Origin of the sequence: Moorena sp. SIO3H5, assembly GCF_010692395.1 — a bacterium.
GTDB lineage: Bacteria > Cyanobacteriota > Cyanobacteriia > Cyanobacteriales > Coleofasciculaceae > Moorena.
Window position 1 is genome coordinate 37,735 of record NZ_JAAHHS010000025.1, and the last position, 14,783, is coordinate 52,517.

Consider the following 14,783-nt stretch of genomic DNA (forward strand, 5'->3'; position numbering starts at 1 on the left):
CTTCCATATATTTAGATGTTTTCCCCTTTGGCTTTTCCACTCAAACCTTTTGACTTATTTCGTGCTGCTTCCAAGAGTAAACGTTGCTCAGCACGGGTAATTGCTTGGTAAGTAGCTTCCACATCTTTAACATCAACAGAAATCGAAGTAATTCCCCACTCCACCAACAGATCAATCAGTTCCGGATCCTGAACCGTAGCTTGACCACAAATTGAGCAAGGAATACCAGCTTCTTTTGCCATTTCGATTAGTTGCTGAATTGCTTGCGTGACCACTGGATGGCACCCTGCCACCAGTGTTTCCAACTGCCTCTGCTCCCGATCAGCTCCTAGTAAAAGTTGCGTCAAATCATTAGTACCAATAGAAATTCCTTGAACACCTGCTTTAACATAGTCTGGTAGCAGAAACAACACAGATGGCACTTCTGCCATAATCCAAAGTTGAAAATCAGGATTATCAGTAAGTCCTACCTGTTCTACCCGACGGCGGCAAAAGGTAAACTCTTCCACAGTACGTACAAAGGGCAAAATCAGCCGTAAATTCCTGCAGCCGTAAGCATAAACCTCCTGTAAAGCTGCCAGTTCCAGATCAAAGCTAGCTGGGTCACTCAGATAGCGACGAGTGCCACGTAGACCGAGCATCGGGTTAACTTCCGCTTCCGTTACCAGGTGATCTCCACTCAGGGATGGAAATTCATGGGAGCGCCAATCCGTGGAGCGATAAAATACAGGACGTGGTGCCAAGGTAACCGTAAATTGAACAATTAACTGAGCCAAGCGTTCTACCAACTCACGCTCATTACCCTGTCTGTGCCACTGACTGGGGTGCACATTATTCAAAATCTCCAACATCATCAGTTCTGAACGCAATAACCCCACTCCATCCACTGGCAAACCCACAATTTTTTCTAGGGAGTCCGGCTGGCTAAGATTAACCAATAATTTAGTAGCAATGGGGAAAGTATTTTGAAAGTTGAAGGGATGAAAGTTGACTTTTGCTTCCCTTTTTCTTAATCCTGAGTCATGCAACTTTTGAACCGGAAACCCTTGCTTAGCTCCTAGTCGATAAACTTCTCCCTGTCCCCCATCCACAAGTAGAGACTCACCAGTTTCGATGATTTGGGTAATACCAGCCGCACCCACAACACAGGGAATACCAAGTTCTCTAGCAATAATCCCAGCATGACTAGTTATCCCTCCTTGTTCAGTAATAATAGCGGCTACGTGCTTGAGCCCAGGTAGCCAGTCAGGAGAAACACTTTGGGCAACCAAAATTCTACCAGATAGAATTGCTGAGACGTTTTTGCCCTCACCCGATATCACATGAGCAGTGGCTGTAACTCTTCCTGGTGCTGCGGGTAATCCTCTCACAAGCATAGGCGTGATGGATGGGTTGACAGTGTGTTCACTAAAGTTGCTCCCAATGGAGTCCGATGAGGCTTCAAGCACATTGGGTCGGCTACCCACTTGTAGAGACGTAAACAGCTTGCCGTAGGAAGTAGTAGAACCAACAGAGTAAGCTAGTTTGGAAGCATGATGTGACGGTTCAACCCTCAACTGGCTAGCATCCCACTTTTGCCCAGTTTGAGGACTAAATTTCGTAATTTGTAACTCTGGTTCTGAGTTTTCTGAGGTTTGCCATAGTGTCCATTCTAGGGAAAAGGTAGGACTAATATCAGCAACTAGACGCTGACTGATAGTAATTAGCTCTTGGAGGTATTTATCCTTTAGGGTGTACTGTTTTTGTTGCTCCTCACTGAGTAGATAGGGTTGCACAGTGTTCTCAGTTCGTGATAATGAGTCTGGTTGCAGACACAATCCATAGGCACGGGTTTTACGACCGAGTCGTGAGGCTAGAACAATACCAGTTTCGATCTCAATTTGGTAATAGTCTGGCACTACTTCCCCCTTCGCCAATGCAGTACCTAACCCCCAAGTCGCTTGGATGTAACCCTCACCTTGGTTAATCTGGAGTGTACCAGAAGCGATCGCATCCCACATGGGTTGTATCAAGACTCCCAAATTGAGCTGCTGGAGACCAATACTATGCCGTTGCCAGTAAAATAGACTTCTAGCGCGAAATAGTTCTGCCCAAACCTGTTTTAAAGACACTTCCATTGCTAGTGGTTGCCTAGGGCAAATATAGGATCCCAAAATTTTATCTGGTAAGGTTGAAAAAATCTGGGGTTGATCTAATCTTGCCACTCCAGTTTCCCCAGTGTCCTCTTCCATTCCCGACCTTGGTGATGTCATGGATAAGGAAGGGTGAAAAATTGCTGCTGGGGCGAGTGTAGTTTCTGATATTTCCGATAGCGTTGATGCCAACACCGAAGGTAAAGTCGCCCCTTGAATTTTGTGACGAATTTGCTGAGCCACTTGCTGTAGCTGGCGAGGATTGTCTACATCTACGTAAAGATAAGAAGAAGGTAAATCAGCTAACAGGGGTTCAGACTCACCTAGAATTGCGATAAATTCCCACAATGCCTTTGCACTTACCACAAAGCCAGGTACAACAGGATAATCCCGTTGCAAGAGCTGACTTAAGTTAAAGGCTTCATTGCCCACGAAGGGATACTCTGAAGGTTGAATCAGATCAAGAGAGTAAAGATTATCCACAAATCGCCGCCTAATCCTGTTATTGCTCCGGGATTTTGGCATCATATCTCGAAGGCATAATATCTCTTACCATTAATCACGTCCTATTCACATAAATCGTTAATTAAAAATTGAGTCTCAACCAAGAATGATAAGTAGTCAACTGGACATGATATTATTAATCCTTCCTGTGCTTTGCATCACGGTCTTAGAGGCAGAAAACGGTAAAAATACTGAGGGATTCTCATTGTCAGTATTGGCATCTTGAGAAATATCATGCCAAATAAATCCCCAAAATTATGTTACAGGGAATTGAGACCCTGAAAAAGGGTCTATTAAGTCTCTTTCTGAAATCGAACTGTCCCCTATGTGAGCGCCCTGCCACTGATGAATTGTGTGATTATTGCGAGCAGCAGTTACTCCGCTGCCAACTTGACAAAAATCAATTTTTATGTAATCAAAATCTCCCACTGTTTGTCTGGGGCAATTACGGTGGTCCATTAAAACGAGTACTCGCTGCCCTAAAATATGAAAACCAACCCCAGCTAGCACATCCCTTGGGCCATTGGCTGGGTAAAGCTTGGTTAAAATCCTCAGCCACCCCTAGCCAAAAGCAAAAATTAATAGTAGTTCCCATTCCCATGCACCCTACAAAACAGCAACAAAGAGGTTACAACCAGGCAGAGCTGATTGCCCAAAGTTTTTGTGAATTAACTGGTTACAAACAAGCACCACTGGGTTTAGAAAGAGTCCGGGCAACTCAACCTCAGTTTAGTTTATCTGTCCAAGAGCGAGCGCAAAACCTAGCAGATGCCTTTATTATTGGTAAACACTTTCTCAGACATCATAGCACCTCACCCGTACTAATCCTAGATGATATCTACACCAGCGGAGCTACAGTCCAATCAGCCACCACTACCCTGAGAAAGCATGGAATAACCGTATATGGGTCAGTTGCGATCGCCTTTGCCGCGCCAAAGGCGATCGCAACACCTAGACCATCGGTAAAGTCATGACAAAATGTGGGTCAGTTGATGATGGGATAATAGGGTGATGGGATAATAGGGTGATCCGGTGATGAAAATTTATAGATTTTCCGTCAAATTTGATTACTGAAGCAATGCTCTAGAAACAACAAAGCCTGACAGTACCAAAGTTCTCAGTCACAGAGTCTTACTGAGCAGTTAGTACTAACTGCTCAGTACTTACTGGTTTGAAATGCTTCACAATTTGCTGGGGATTCCCAATAACTACCACACCGGGAGGGACAGACTTACGAACCACGCTGCCTAAACCTACCACACTATTTTCTCCAATGTGTACCCCTTTCATAACCGTAGCTCTGGCTCCAATCCAGACATTTCGCTCAATCACAATCTCAGCTGAAACCTTTGGTCCTCGAGGACAGTGACGCAGGTGGGGTTCTAGGTTATGGTAATCGCTATCAGCAAGAAACCAGTCAGAAATTAGACATTCATCTCCCACGGTAATTGATTACTCGCAACCTATACAAGACCCATTTAGTAGTACATTTGAACCAATAGTGACTTCACCAGAACCATAGATAAATACCTCTTTACCCAAGCGAGAACCTGAGCCAATCACTACCTTAACACTACCTGCTACCTCAAGAGAGCCTTTGATCTGCACTCCTTTGGCAAGGGTTAGATTGGGGTATCGAAACTGATAGTATAAACGCTTAGCCTCAAAATAAAGATTAGCGAGAAATGTGAAAAATGGGTGATTAATCTGCTGCATGACACGAAATTGGTGAATCAAAATAACTAGTACTCTGTCAACCTAGTTTTGATAGTTAGAGCAAGCTGTTAGGTGTTAATTTTCAGTTTAATGGTGTTCGATTAAGTGGAATAAGGCTTCGGTGAATCTTTTTCACTAAATCTTTTTCAGTTCTGTTGTCTAATACTTCTGGTACTTAATACCTAGTGCTATCATGCCTAATCGCTAATCCCTAATCACTAATTACTCAAACGCAGTAACACAAGAGAGTAAGGATTCAATCTCACCGATGAGTACTTCAGTAGCCTTGTTGCTAGGGTACTGCTCTTGACACCGTTGGCATCTAAAGAAAACATGGGTAGCCTTCGAGTCTTGGCCACATCGATTGTTCCCTCAATCCTGATTCTGGCAAGTTTGGCTGATTTATTGATCAACAATAGCGATCGCTGTTGATTGGACTGCTCTATTGCCATAGCCTCCACAAACTTATGGCCGCTCTGGGTATACATCACCTTCCCAGTCAGGTACTTGATCGCCCAGCGAAATACAGTTGCAGCTGGTCGCAGATTATTCATGTGGTCGATCATGCCGTAATACTGATCCTTGAGATGCCAGGAGGTCGCCATGTCAATTCCAGCGTCAGCTAAATGTTTGAATACTGAAGCAAACCAAACCGCTCCGACATGGGTATTTTGACGATCTTCACCAGAGTTCCATGAGTAGTTGATGTTATATTCTCCCAATAACAATGGTACTTTTCGGTCCCGAATGTATTTTGCTGTTAGTTTGCGAAAATTCTCCACCTGCCTCCGATACTCTGGTGTGTAGGACATCAGTTTGTCTGTGGACTCCTTGGGATTGCCACTGGCGTAACGATGCCAGGAAATGAAGTCTACATTGGAAGCACATTTCTTCAGAAAATCTTCTAGTCGTTTAGGTTCATCCCAAGTCAAGACTGGTCCTCCCACCTTAATTGAGGGGTCTACTGCTTTCATTGCCATTGCCACTTTGTTGTAGATCACCCACAGCTGATTCAACTTACCCGCTTTTTGATAAGCAACATCTTGTTCATTTAAAGGTTCCCAGTACTTAATCTGTCGTTGCTGGCGTCCATTGAGAATCTCCACCAGTTGAGCACAGAAGGTAGCATAGTTGTCATACTCCTTTCTCGACAGTAGACCACCCCGATCTGTAGCCATCCAACTAGGCCAGCGGGGAATGTTTTGGATAATGGTAGGCTGTTGGGGATAAGAGGCATCGTAGCAGGCTTTAATTTTTGCCTCGTCCCAGGTTTTGGTAGCTCGGTTCGTCCAACGTTCGCATAGATCGATATGGTGAATCCGGATTAACCTGATATCCAGTTCCGCCAGATGCTCCTGGAAATCCGAGTCTGATGCCTTTTCGAGAATAGTAATTTCGTAGTCGTTGGAGCCAAAGGTGAAGGGTGTAGTTTGTGCGACTGGCTTTGTCCAATCCACCCTAACTTTAGTGTTAATTGACTTTCCGGACAACCACAAATTTTGTATTGGTGATGCTCTTACCGAATTAGTAGCGGTTTCCTCCTCAAAGAGTCTTGGTAAGAGGAATGCGATCGCAGCGCCAGATACTGCTAGCTGGAGTAATGTTCTACGTTTCATCGCTTATGACTTCACTAAAGTATCACTGGATCTGTACAAGTAGGGTTTGGACTTAGTTTCTACCCCATTCACCACTAAACCCAACAGTTGAGCATTGTGCTGAGCCAGTTGTTCCAAGCTGTCACTGACAAAGTCACGCTTACTAATCTCAGGTCGAACAACAAACAACAAATTACCGATGACAGCAGCCATCAGGGCAGTTTCACTGGTCATACTGACCGGAGCACTGTCAATCAAAACATAGTCATAGTCACCCGATTCCTCCGCAGTAGCTAGGCTCTGCTCAAATTTCCCCTGAGTCACCAGCTCCACAATTTTGCCTTTTTTGTGGGAGGTAGGCAGTAAGTCAAGACTCGGTTGAATCTTCACCGGCTGTCCGGGTTTGAGGGGATCATGGTGATGACCTAAGCGTTGAGAAAGGGTTGCCTGTCGGAAATCTCCATCTACTACCAAGACCCGAAACCCTAAATCTACCAGAGCTCTCGCCAATCCCAGAGTGACAGTAGTTTTGCCTTCTGAGACCATCGCGCTAGTAATCAAGATGCGACGGTCCTCTCCAGAGCGTAAGCTAATCACCGATGCTAGTCGCTGAAACTCTACATCCGTTTCTGTACCCAGCTCTAATCCCATACCAGCGTGTCTCAGATGAGGGATATTGACCACCATCGGGAACTTGATTGCCTGTAGATCTTTCGGGCTCAGCAGTGGGTTGCGCCGTTCTAGCAGCAATACCAGCGCTATACTACCCACTGCCGATGCCAGAAAACCATTAGCTATGATTAACAACTTCTTTGGACCAGCAGGCTTCTCGTCAACAGTGGGAGGGTCAAGCACCTGTACATTGGGATAAGCACTAAAAGCATCAAGATTGACTTGCTCCATTTGAGCAACTAAACCGTTATAGACTCCCGCAGCCACATTGTACTGTCGCTTTAGTTCCAGCAGCCTAGACTGATGGACAGGAATCACCGTTAAAGTACTTTTGATCTGGTCAATCTGCTGCTGTAATTGCTCAGCCTGTTGTTGTTGACCACTAGCAGCACTTTCCTCCAGAATCAGTTGCTGGATTAACATTGCTCTTCCTTGAGCACTATCAGTAAGCGTCGGGTCTACTAACGTATCACCAGCTCCTAGAAAGATGTACTGCTGAATCTGCTGCTGCAACTGCTCACGTTGTAGCAGCAGATTTTGGATCTCGGGATGAGCATAGGTATAAGTAGTTTGAGCTTTGACCAAAGTCGCTTCCAGTTCAGTCAACTGCTGCCGCACAAACTGGTAATCCCGGTTTTCTGCCAGACCTAAAGAGCGGATTGCTTGTTTAGGAGTAAGACCCAAACGAGTCGATAGGATTTGAAGCTGATGTTGACTGGCTTGAGCTTGAGCTTGAGCCTGAGCTTGGCTAATACTCAGATCAGTAATTGCCCTCACCAGTCCTTCAGTTTGGGCTTTGCTATTCACTAAACCAGAGGATTCCTGAAACTTTGCTAATGCCTCCTGAGACTGATCCAATTTTTGCTTAGCTCGCTCCAGCGCTTTCTTATTAAACTCAACCCTAGTGGTACCATCTGCTTGACGTAGTTCATTCAGACGCTCCTGATACGCACTGATCAGTGCCTTGACTCGATCTCTTGCTAATTTTGGACTATCCCCAGTGGCATTCAACCAGATCGTAGTCGATTCCTCGTCAGGAGATACCGCGAACAACTTCTTGTATTGAACCAGCCTTTTAAAATCCGTTTTCTCTGGGTCAGACTCCAACAAGCGCCTCATCAAAGCATCACTGTTTAGAATCGATGCCTGCATATTCAGAGGATGACTCTTAGTCGCCAATTTAGAATCCCCCTTAGTTAATGACCCAAGGGTTCCTAAACTAGCTTGTAACTTGCCTGTTTCTGGTAGAATTAGCTGTGCTTTAGCAATCCAAAAAGGCTTTAATAAAGAAAAGGCTCCAAAGCTAGCTCCCAGCACCAACAAATTAAAAACTAATAAAATTGTCCAATGTCTATTCAGGATAGCAGCTACTTTTTTCATAATATATATTCCTAGAAATTACAATGTTACTTAGATAAACTATAAATTTATATCAATTAATTAATACTAAAAATTAATCTAAATCAACGTTTTTATAAATAAAAAATAAATTTATTTAAATAAATAAAAGTCTAATTTTTTTCAATTTTACCTTTTCCATTTTCAAGTTCTGCCAGATAAGTGCTCCCATCGAGAGACAAACTGCTCATTTCGCTGTATTTCGGCAAGAATTGCCCCTAACCAGACCCAAAAATACCACAAATACACTGTCATCCAGCTCAAGGGTGTTCCGTTGAGAAGCATGTACAAAGCCACCAGACTTGCAAATGCCCACTGGCAATGATGGTTACCACGAATCGCTGGAGTCCAAGTATTCCAAAGGGTTGAACCTAGGGCAGCTAGAAAAAAGATAAAGCCAATGATGCCGTGCAAATAAAGAATTGAGGCGTAAGTTGAAAAGGAACCCAAAGCAATGTCGTAGATATACCATTTGACTGAGCCTTGTATAATTCCCCATCCCATCCAGGGGCGTTCTTGCCAAGCCTCAAGGGTTTTAGTAACCACCAGTTCGCGGTCTTTCGAGGATGCGGCACGAGCACTATCGAAGATTTCTAGGGGCTTTTTCAGTAAATCACTTAAGGTCAGACCTCCCAAAAAAGCACAAAGTAATGAGCTTAATGAACCAATCCATAAAGAACCTTGACGAGCCAAACTGCTGCGGAAGCAAGCTGTAATGACCAATGCCATCACAAAGGAAATCCAGGATAAACGACTAAAACTAATTAGCAGAGCGGTTAAACAACCCGCTACGGATACTTGACGTAAGCGCCGGTTTTCTTCACCCAAGCAAATGAAAAAACTTAGAATCGAACACACCCCTACAATCGGGGGGTCCGGGGTGTAAAGAACTGTCCTGGGTAACGGGATACCAAAAAAAGGTTGGAACTCAGCAAATGTAACTAGCAAACTCATAGCACCTCCGGGAATCAGACGCGCTAAGGGCGGTACAAAAGGTTCTTTGCCTAATCCCACTACCAGCATGACCATCTCAATGGCGATAGTCACTAAATATCCTGTTGCCATCCAAGCTACAGCACGGGTGACCACCTTAACCCTGATGACATGCCAAAACGGTAGGAGCAGTGCGGCAACAATTAAACAATAGCTCTTGAAAAAAGTTACGAAGGTAGCAGCAATTCTCTGCAAGGCAAATCCTACGTCATTGAGACCAAACGTAGCAGTCCAGACCATGACTAGAGCCATACCTAACCAACCCCAGATACAAACGGGTATTGATACCCTAGTGAGTTTATCGATATCAAAGTTTACTGCTAACAAACCAACAACTACCGCTGGGTAGAAGAGTGTTTGTATTCCCGACAACCACCAGAGCGGTGTTAGCACAATCACCCAGTAAATAACTTTTTCTGGAAATGACATGGCACCCAGTTTAAAGTTTCTGGTCTGGAAATCTGGTATGCTAGAAGTCATATTTAACAGTCCATACTTTGATATTTTAGAGCACGTTCATTCTATGAGAGTGATTCAAATTTGCTAGCTTCGTTCGTTTATAGTGTTGTTTTGGTTGTTATTTGTCATTTTTTATTTCTATTGATCGCTCCTCCGGTGTGCTTTCCGTATTAAGAATTAAATTCGCCACGGGTCGCACCGCTCCCTACAATCAATGACTTTTTACATCACTCAAGTGATAATTGCTATATATTAGCAGCCACAATAACATTGTGCCTATTGAATGCCTTAATTTAGATTAGAGAAATTACCGATTAAAAAGTGAATTCGGTTAACCTAACCTTCAGTAAATTTACTGAATTTATGAGCTTATAACTGACTTTTGCCTAACTTTGTCAGCTGATTAGCCAATTTCCCTAGTAGAGACTGGTAACTAAAAAATTGTTTGGCAGCGATGAGGCGAATAAAGACGATATAGAGACTCATAAATAGGAAGGGCTTCAGGATTGTTGGTAAACCTAGACAACTCACAATTGCTAGCAGTACAATCAGAGCAGCTTTAAAGCACGGAAGTAAAAACTTCATTAATGGCCAACCTAGTGCTCGGCAAGCAACCCACCACCAGTAAACTGTCCAGACAATTCCTAGCACGAAAGTAACTGCAATTCCCACCCCAATTATTCCTGCTTGCTCAGCACCAATGATAAAGCTCAAGAACGCTACGGGAGCAATCAAGAGGTTAACCTTGGCATTAATCCCAGTTCTGCCTTTTGCTGCAAGCATATTAATCAGTGAATTATTGATCAGCCTAAAGTAAGCAAACACGAGTAACCAGGGAATCACCTGGCAGGCTGGCACCCACTTCTGGCCAAATATCATAGAGATGACCTGATCGTCTACCACTAAAAAAAATAAGGCGTATAGAGGAGCCCCTAGGAAAGCCATTTGTTCAACCATGGTTACTAGAACACTTTGCTGCTGTTCGTCATTCTCTAACTGGGCGAAGGAGGACATTCCTACCTGATTAATCACCTCACCCATTACAGTGTTAATTGTCTGGGTCAATTGGTAAGCAAAGTTGTAGTATCCCAAATTAGTATTACCCAGCAGTTTACCAATGACAAAGTTGTCACCATTGGCATTTACATAAAATCCCAAACTCGAGCCAGTGGCACCAAAACAGAACGACAAAACTTCTGAGCTAGCTTGTGGATCAATCTCTAAGCGGAATTTGTGTTCTACATCACGACGACTAATCCAATACTCTATAACCCGAAAAGCAGCATCTCCCACCGCAAATGACCAATAGCTCAAACCGATAAAGGCGCAACCAGTAGTAGAGACTACTCGCACTAAGGAGGCGATTATGGTAGCATGAGCTATTTCCCGATACCTCATCTGTCTAGTGAGTACTCCCTGATAAACAGACTGGATAGAAGCCACCAGCAGATTAAAGGCGAACACGATCAGAATCCAGACCAGGTCTGGTACACCGAAAAAGTTAGCCGCTAGGGGGGATATCGCCACCATTGCCACTGCCAAAATCAATCCCCTGGCAATAGCAATTGTGTATGTTGTATTTAAATAACGCTGGTCTTCAATGCCCTTGTAGACAATAAAAGAGTTGATGGTGCCTTGGGTGAACAAATTTAGGAAAGACCAAAAAATATAGGCAACGCTAATCACCCCAAATTCAGATGGCAACAGCAACCTTGCTAGTATCAGGTTACTTAGCAATACCAGCAGACGTGTCCCGAGGGCTCCGTATGTTGTCCAGAAGCCACTTGTGAGTAACGACGAGCTGAGTTTCATTAGGTTAGCAAGGTTTGGAAGGGACAAAAGGCTTGCATGTCAAAGGCTTACATGTCAAAGGCAAATGAACAATGACTGATGACTAATACAAAATTTTTAGTTGTTTCCTGTGTATTCTACGGAGCCAAGTGATCGCTTAATCACCAACTTGGCTAGTGGTGCCAGACGTACAGCTACCAGCGTCAGAAGCGATCGCGGATCGCGATAGAAGATTGAGCTATTGGCAACTAACGCTTGGTTGATAAAGTGAACAGCTTTAGCTACATCACCAGCAGTTAGGGATAATCGAGCTAGATAGCGATACATATAGGCGTAAGCCGTCGGCAATATTTTCTCTACCAATTCTGGAGAGCGTTCATAAGCTGATTTAAGTACCTGTTCATGAGAATGCTGCATTTGTGTTATGTTAAAAGACAGTCCAGAAGGACGAACTCGATAGCAACACAGGACTCTTGGCTCCCGATAAAAACGCCAGTGTCTCGTAGCGGCAATTCTTAACCAGAAATCTATATCTTCTGAACTGCGTAACCCTTCGTCAAATTCCCCGACTTCATCCACTAGACAGCTTCGGAATACACCATTAGAACCATGACCAATGAAATTTTTACACAGTAGCGCTAGGAGTGGGTCAGACATAACTGGCTTACCACTCAGACGAATTATCGTGGGACTTCCATCATCACTGATTGCTTGTGAGGCACTGTAGACAACCCCTACCTCTGGTTCCCGATCCAGTACAGCCACATGCTTAGCTAGTTTGTCTGGCTTGTAAACATCATCTGCATCAAGTAGAGCGATGTAGCTAGCATGAGCATGACGGATGCCATAGTTACGAGCCGATGACAGTCCTCCATTGGACTTCTGCAATAACTGAAAGCGTGAATCTCGCCGACAAAACGTTTTAACCAGTTCAGCGGTATCATCAGTAGAGCCGTCGTCAACAATCAGGACTTCAAATTCTTGATAAGACTGACGCTCAAGAGAAACTAGCGCTTCCGAAATGTAGGAACGAACGTTATAAGCAGGAACGACAACACTGACTTTTGGTGAAGTAATCATTCAAAACTCCTATCCCTAATATTTATTTCATTTATTAAAACTACAAATCATGAAGTGATGGGGTTAAAAATATATTTTTCAATCTCTCATTACCCAGTCAAATCCTACTGACTTATTTTCGTTAAATTTTACTATCTATAGCAAAACTAAATAGACCATGAAACCCAATGCTAATTTATCATCAAACAAAACAATGCTTGTTTTTTTTACTGTTTACTATTGGCTTTTAACATCAATTATAGTTTCAAATTATATTTGAAAATCATATAATTATTGATTTGGTAATTTATAGTTATTTGCTAAATATAATTAGGGATTTACTTTATGAAAAACACTTAGCTCAATTTAATTATCTTGACGTAAAAAAAACTTACTTATAATAATAATTAATAAGCACCTAAACAAAATTAATTTCCTACTACCAATCTCTGTACCCCTTACATCGTAAGGCTTTGAGTTTTGGATAATGTGTAATTAATTTTGTGCACCTGCTTATATAGCAGTCCTAAATGATTCGTGAAATATATTGGCTAAAGTGATGGCTATAACCCTTGCCCAGCAATGATTCCATATTTTGCTGATTTTACAAATGATTGAGGATTGCTATAACTCAATTATAGTGTCAATAATTAAAAATATTTTCCGAAATATTTCCGATTTTTTATAGTAACTTTTAATTAAGTAAAATCTCGCAAAAATCCGTATAATTGCGGTCTAAACAATAGATATAAAATACATAATTTGGCTAAAATTTATATAAAGTTTTATTTTGCTTGCCTCACTTGATAAGGGCGGTAAGGGTGGGATTGCTTTTAGATTTTGCCTTCATCAATCAAGTTATACTAATTCGTAAAATTACAGCTAAACATTAATTTCATCTCCCCATCTCACCATCTCACCATCTGCATCGGTAGTCTAGCTTTGAAGAATTGGTATTAATTGATGACCCACATTCTGCACTACATTGTGTAGTTCTAAAAGATTACTAATTTTCGGGATTTTGCCATGGGGCTTACGCCGCCTGAAGGGCTAATCGCAAATTGTTGACTAATTTTGAGTATTTATACTTATTATAAAAAATTCAGATAATATATTAATATGTTATTTAATGCATTAAATGCTAAAATATATTCAAAAATAAACGGTGCTACATTAAGAAATGCTAAAAAATACCCCATCCTTGCTCCAACCAGATGGGATAAAAAGTTACAAAAATTTACATAGTTATAAAAACTTTGGTTCAACTACTGATCAGCGAAGGGTTATAACCAAATGGGCTGATCAGCAACACGCTGATAGCGTCCGCCAAAAGCTCAGGTCCCAATTCAGTCACCTTCCCTGGTTTATCGAGATTTGGGGCTATAATGAAACGGTTATGAGGGGGGAGGCCACAGATGAGGAGTGGGTATGAAAAATTTTTTCAAAACTGGCAACTATGCAATTAAAATGCATAACACCTTAAATTGCACAACTTAATTGCACAACCCAAGTAGGAGGTTAGTCACCTTAATGTCTATGTTATCATAAAAAGCGAGTATAGGTATCGGTTGCAGTTTTTGTTTTCAGTGTTGACAGGTTTCTTCTGTTTCATATTGCTAAGCATGCCTCCGAAATTTCTATCTCTACATAAATCAAATTTTGGAGATATTGTATGTCTGTCTACGTTGGTAACCTTGCACGTGAGGTGACAGAAGAGGATCTGAAATCTGTGTTTGAAGAGTATGGCAAAATCAAGCGAATTCACATGCCCACCGATCGCGAGACAGGTAAATTAAGGGGCTTTGCTTTTGTGGAAATGAACACAGAGGAGGAAGAAGCGAAGGCCATTGAAGAGCTTGATCGAGCTGAATGGATGGGGCGTGAGCTCAAAGTAAATAAAGCCAAACCTCGGGAAAAAAGAAACTCATTTGGGGGGGGTCGCGGCAGAGGTGATAACTTCGGCGCTCGTCACTACTAAGCTCGCTTTGATCTAAATCAAAACCCAATTCTCAGGTCTGAGGGCAGGGCAGGGGTTTTACCCCTGTCAAGTTCTGCGCTGCGCGTCAGAATTTAGGAAGTAATCCTGGTAGGGTAAAGCAAACCCGAACTATAGTTGAAAGATACTAGTGTGCTTAGGATTGCTGTCTATAAGTGGATTGAAGGCATCTTAAACTCTTTGATTCAGACAAGTATGAACGTTTAAGACCTAGAGTAGGAAAACCAAAATAGGTAGTGTTCAGATCGAGAATCACACTAGTTTTAGTGTGTGAGTTAAGCAACAATATCGTTAACTCGGTATTGCTGAATCAAGGAATGAATATGAGTGGGGTCGGCATCCTGGCTGCCCGAAAATATTGAGAACGGGCATCTTGCCCGTTCCAAATAACTATTCAAATCATTCCATTATTAAGCAAGGCCATTAATTCCACGGCTCATAGCTAAAGTCAGTTTTAAGCGATATATT

The 14,783-nt window shown here is 42.6% G+C and carries 10 protein-coding genes; 2 read left to right on the forward strand and 8 right to left on the reverse strand.

What is annotated here, in order from left to right:
- Nucleotides 1-11: 11 nt before the first annotated feature.
- Nucleotides 12-2,615 (reverse strand): putative PEP-binding protein, encoded by a 2,604-nt coding sequence (locus F6K52_RS04360; RefSeq protein WP_293074572.1) that lies wholly within the window; start codon nucleotides 2,613-2,615, stop codon nucleotides 12-14.
- A gap of 278 nt (nucleotides 2,616-2,893) precedes the next feature.
- On the opposite strand from F6K52_RS04360, the gene F6K52_RS04365 reads away from it, so the two are divergent.
- Entirely contained in the window at nucleotides 2,894-3,610 is a 717-nt protein-coding gene (locus F6K52_RS04365; RefSeq protein ID WP_293074575.1) for a ComF family protein, read from the forward strand.
- Between the two features lie 157 nt (nucleotides 3,611-3,767).
- On the opposite strand, the gene F6K52_RS04370 is transcribed toward F6K52_RS04365, so the two are convergent.
- The 7 genes from F6K52_RS04370 to F6K52_RS04400 all read right to left on the reverse strand — a co-directional run bounded on the left by F6K52_RS04370 (nucleotide 3,768) and on the right by F6K52_RS04400 (nucleotide 12,340).
- Nucleotides 3,768-4,079, reverse strand: coding sequence for an acyltransferase (locus F6K52_RS04370; RefSeq protein ID WP_293074578.1), 312 nt, complete (start codon nucleotides 4,077-4,079; stop codon nucleotides 3,768-3,770).
- 9 nt (nucleotides 4,080-4,088) lie between these two features.
- Nucleotides 4,089-4,352 (reverse strand): hypothetical protein, encoded by a 264-nt coding sequence (locus F6K52_RS04375; RefSeq protein WP_293074581.1) that lies wholly within the window; start codon nucleotides 4,350-4,352, stop codon nucleotides 4,089-4,091.
- A gap of 218 nt (nucleotides 4,353-4,570) precedes the next feature.
- Nucleotides 4,571-5,968 (reverse strand): alpha-L-arabinofuranosidase, encoded by a 1,398-nt coding sequence (locus F6K52_RS04380; RefSeq protein WP_293074584.1) that lies wholly within the window; start codon nucleotides 5,966-5,968, stop codon nucleotides 4,571-4,573.
- Nucleotides 5,969-5,971: 3 nt separating this feature from the next.
- Nucleotides 5,972-7,999: a GNVR domain-containing protein gene (locus F6K52_RS04385; RefSeq protein ID WP_293074587.1), complete on the reverse strand. Its 2,028-nt coding sequence runs from the start codon at nucleotides 7,997-7,999 to the stop codon at nucleotides 5,972-5,974.
- Between the two features lie 162 nt (nucleotides 8,000-8,161).
- Nucleotides 8,162-9,490: an O-antigen ligase family protein gene (locus F6K52_RS04390; RefSeq protein WP_293074591.1), complete on the reverse strand. Its 1,329-nt coding sequence runs from the start codon at nucleotides 9,488-9,490 to the stop codon at nucleotides 8,162-8,164.
- Between the two features lie 348 nt (nucleotides 9,491-9,838).
- A complete protein-coding gene (locus tag F6K52_RS04395; RefSeq protein ID WP_293074594.1) occupies nucleotides 9,839-11,281 on the reverse strand; it encodes an oligosaccharide flippase family protein in 1,443 nt (480 codons plus the stop codon).
- A 96-nt stretch (nucleotides 11,282-11,377) separates the two neighbouring features.
- Nucleotides 11,378-12,340, reverse strand: coding sequence for a glycosyltransferase (locus F6K52_RS04400; RefSeq protein ID WP_293074597.1), 963 nt, complete (start codon nucleotides 12,338-12,340; stop codon nucleotides 11,378-11,380).
- A 1,651-nt stretch (nucleotides 12,341-13,991) separates the two neighbouring features.
- On the opposite strand from F6K52_RS04400, the gene F6K52_RS04405 reads away from it, so the two are divergent.
- Entirely contained in the window at nucleotides 13,992-14,297 is a 306-nt protein-coding gene (locus F6K52_RS04405) for an RNA-binding protein (RefSeq protein ID WP_293074599.1), read from the forward strand.
- Nucleotides 14,298-14,783 lie beyond the last annotated feature (486 nt).

Coding starts and splice junctions, on each gene's coding strand:
- F6K52_RS04365 (WP_293074575.1), top strand. CDS start 2,894: ATGTTACAGGGAATTGAGACCCTGAAAAAGGGTCTATTAAGTCTCTTT.
- F6K52_RS04385 (WP_293074587.1), bottom strand. CDS start 7,999: ATGAAAAAAGTAGCTGCTATCCTGAATAGACATTGGACAATTTTATTA.
- F6K52_RS04405 (WP_293074599.1), top strand. CDS start 13,992: ATGTCTGTCTACGTTGGTAACCTTGCACGTGAGGTGACAGAAGAGGAT.
- F6K52_RS04390 (WP_293074591.1), bottom strand. CDS start 9,490: ATGACTTCTAGCATACCAGATTTCCAGACCAGAAACTTTAAACTGGGT.
- F6K52_RS04380 (WP_293074584.1), bottom strand. CDS start 5,968: ATGAAACGTAGAACATTACTCCAGCTAGCAGTATCTGGCGCTGCGATC.
- F6K52_RS04375 (WP_293074581.1), bottom strand. CDS start 4,352: ATGCAGCAGATTAATCACCCATTTTTCACATTTCTCGCTAATCTTTAT.
- F6K52_RS04395 (WP_293074594.1), bottom strand. CDS start 11,281: ATGAAACTCAGCTCGTCGTTACTCACAAGTGGCTTCTGGACAACATAC.
- F6K52_RS04400 (WP_293074597.1), bottom strand. CDS start 12,340: ATGATTACTTCACCAAAAGTCAGTGTTGTCGTTCCTGCTTATAACGTT.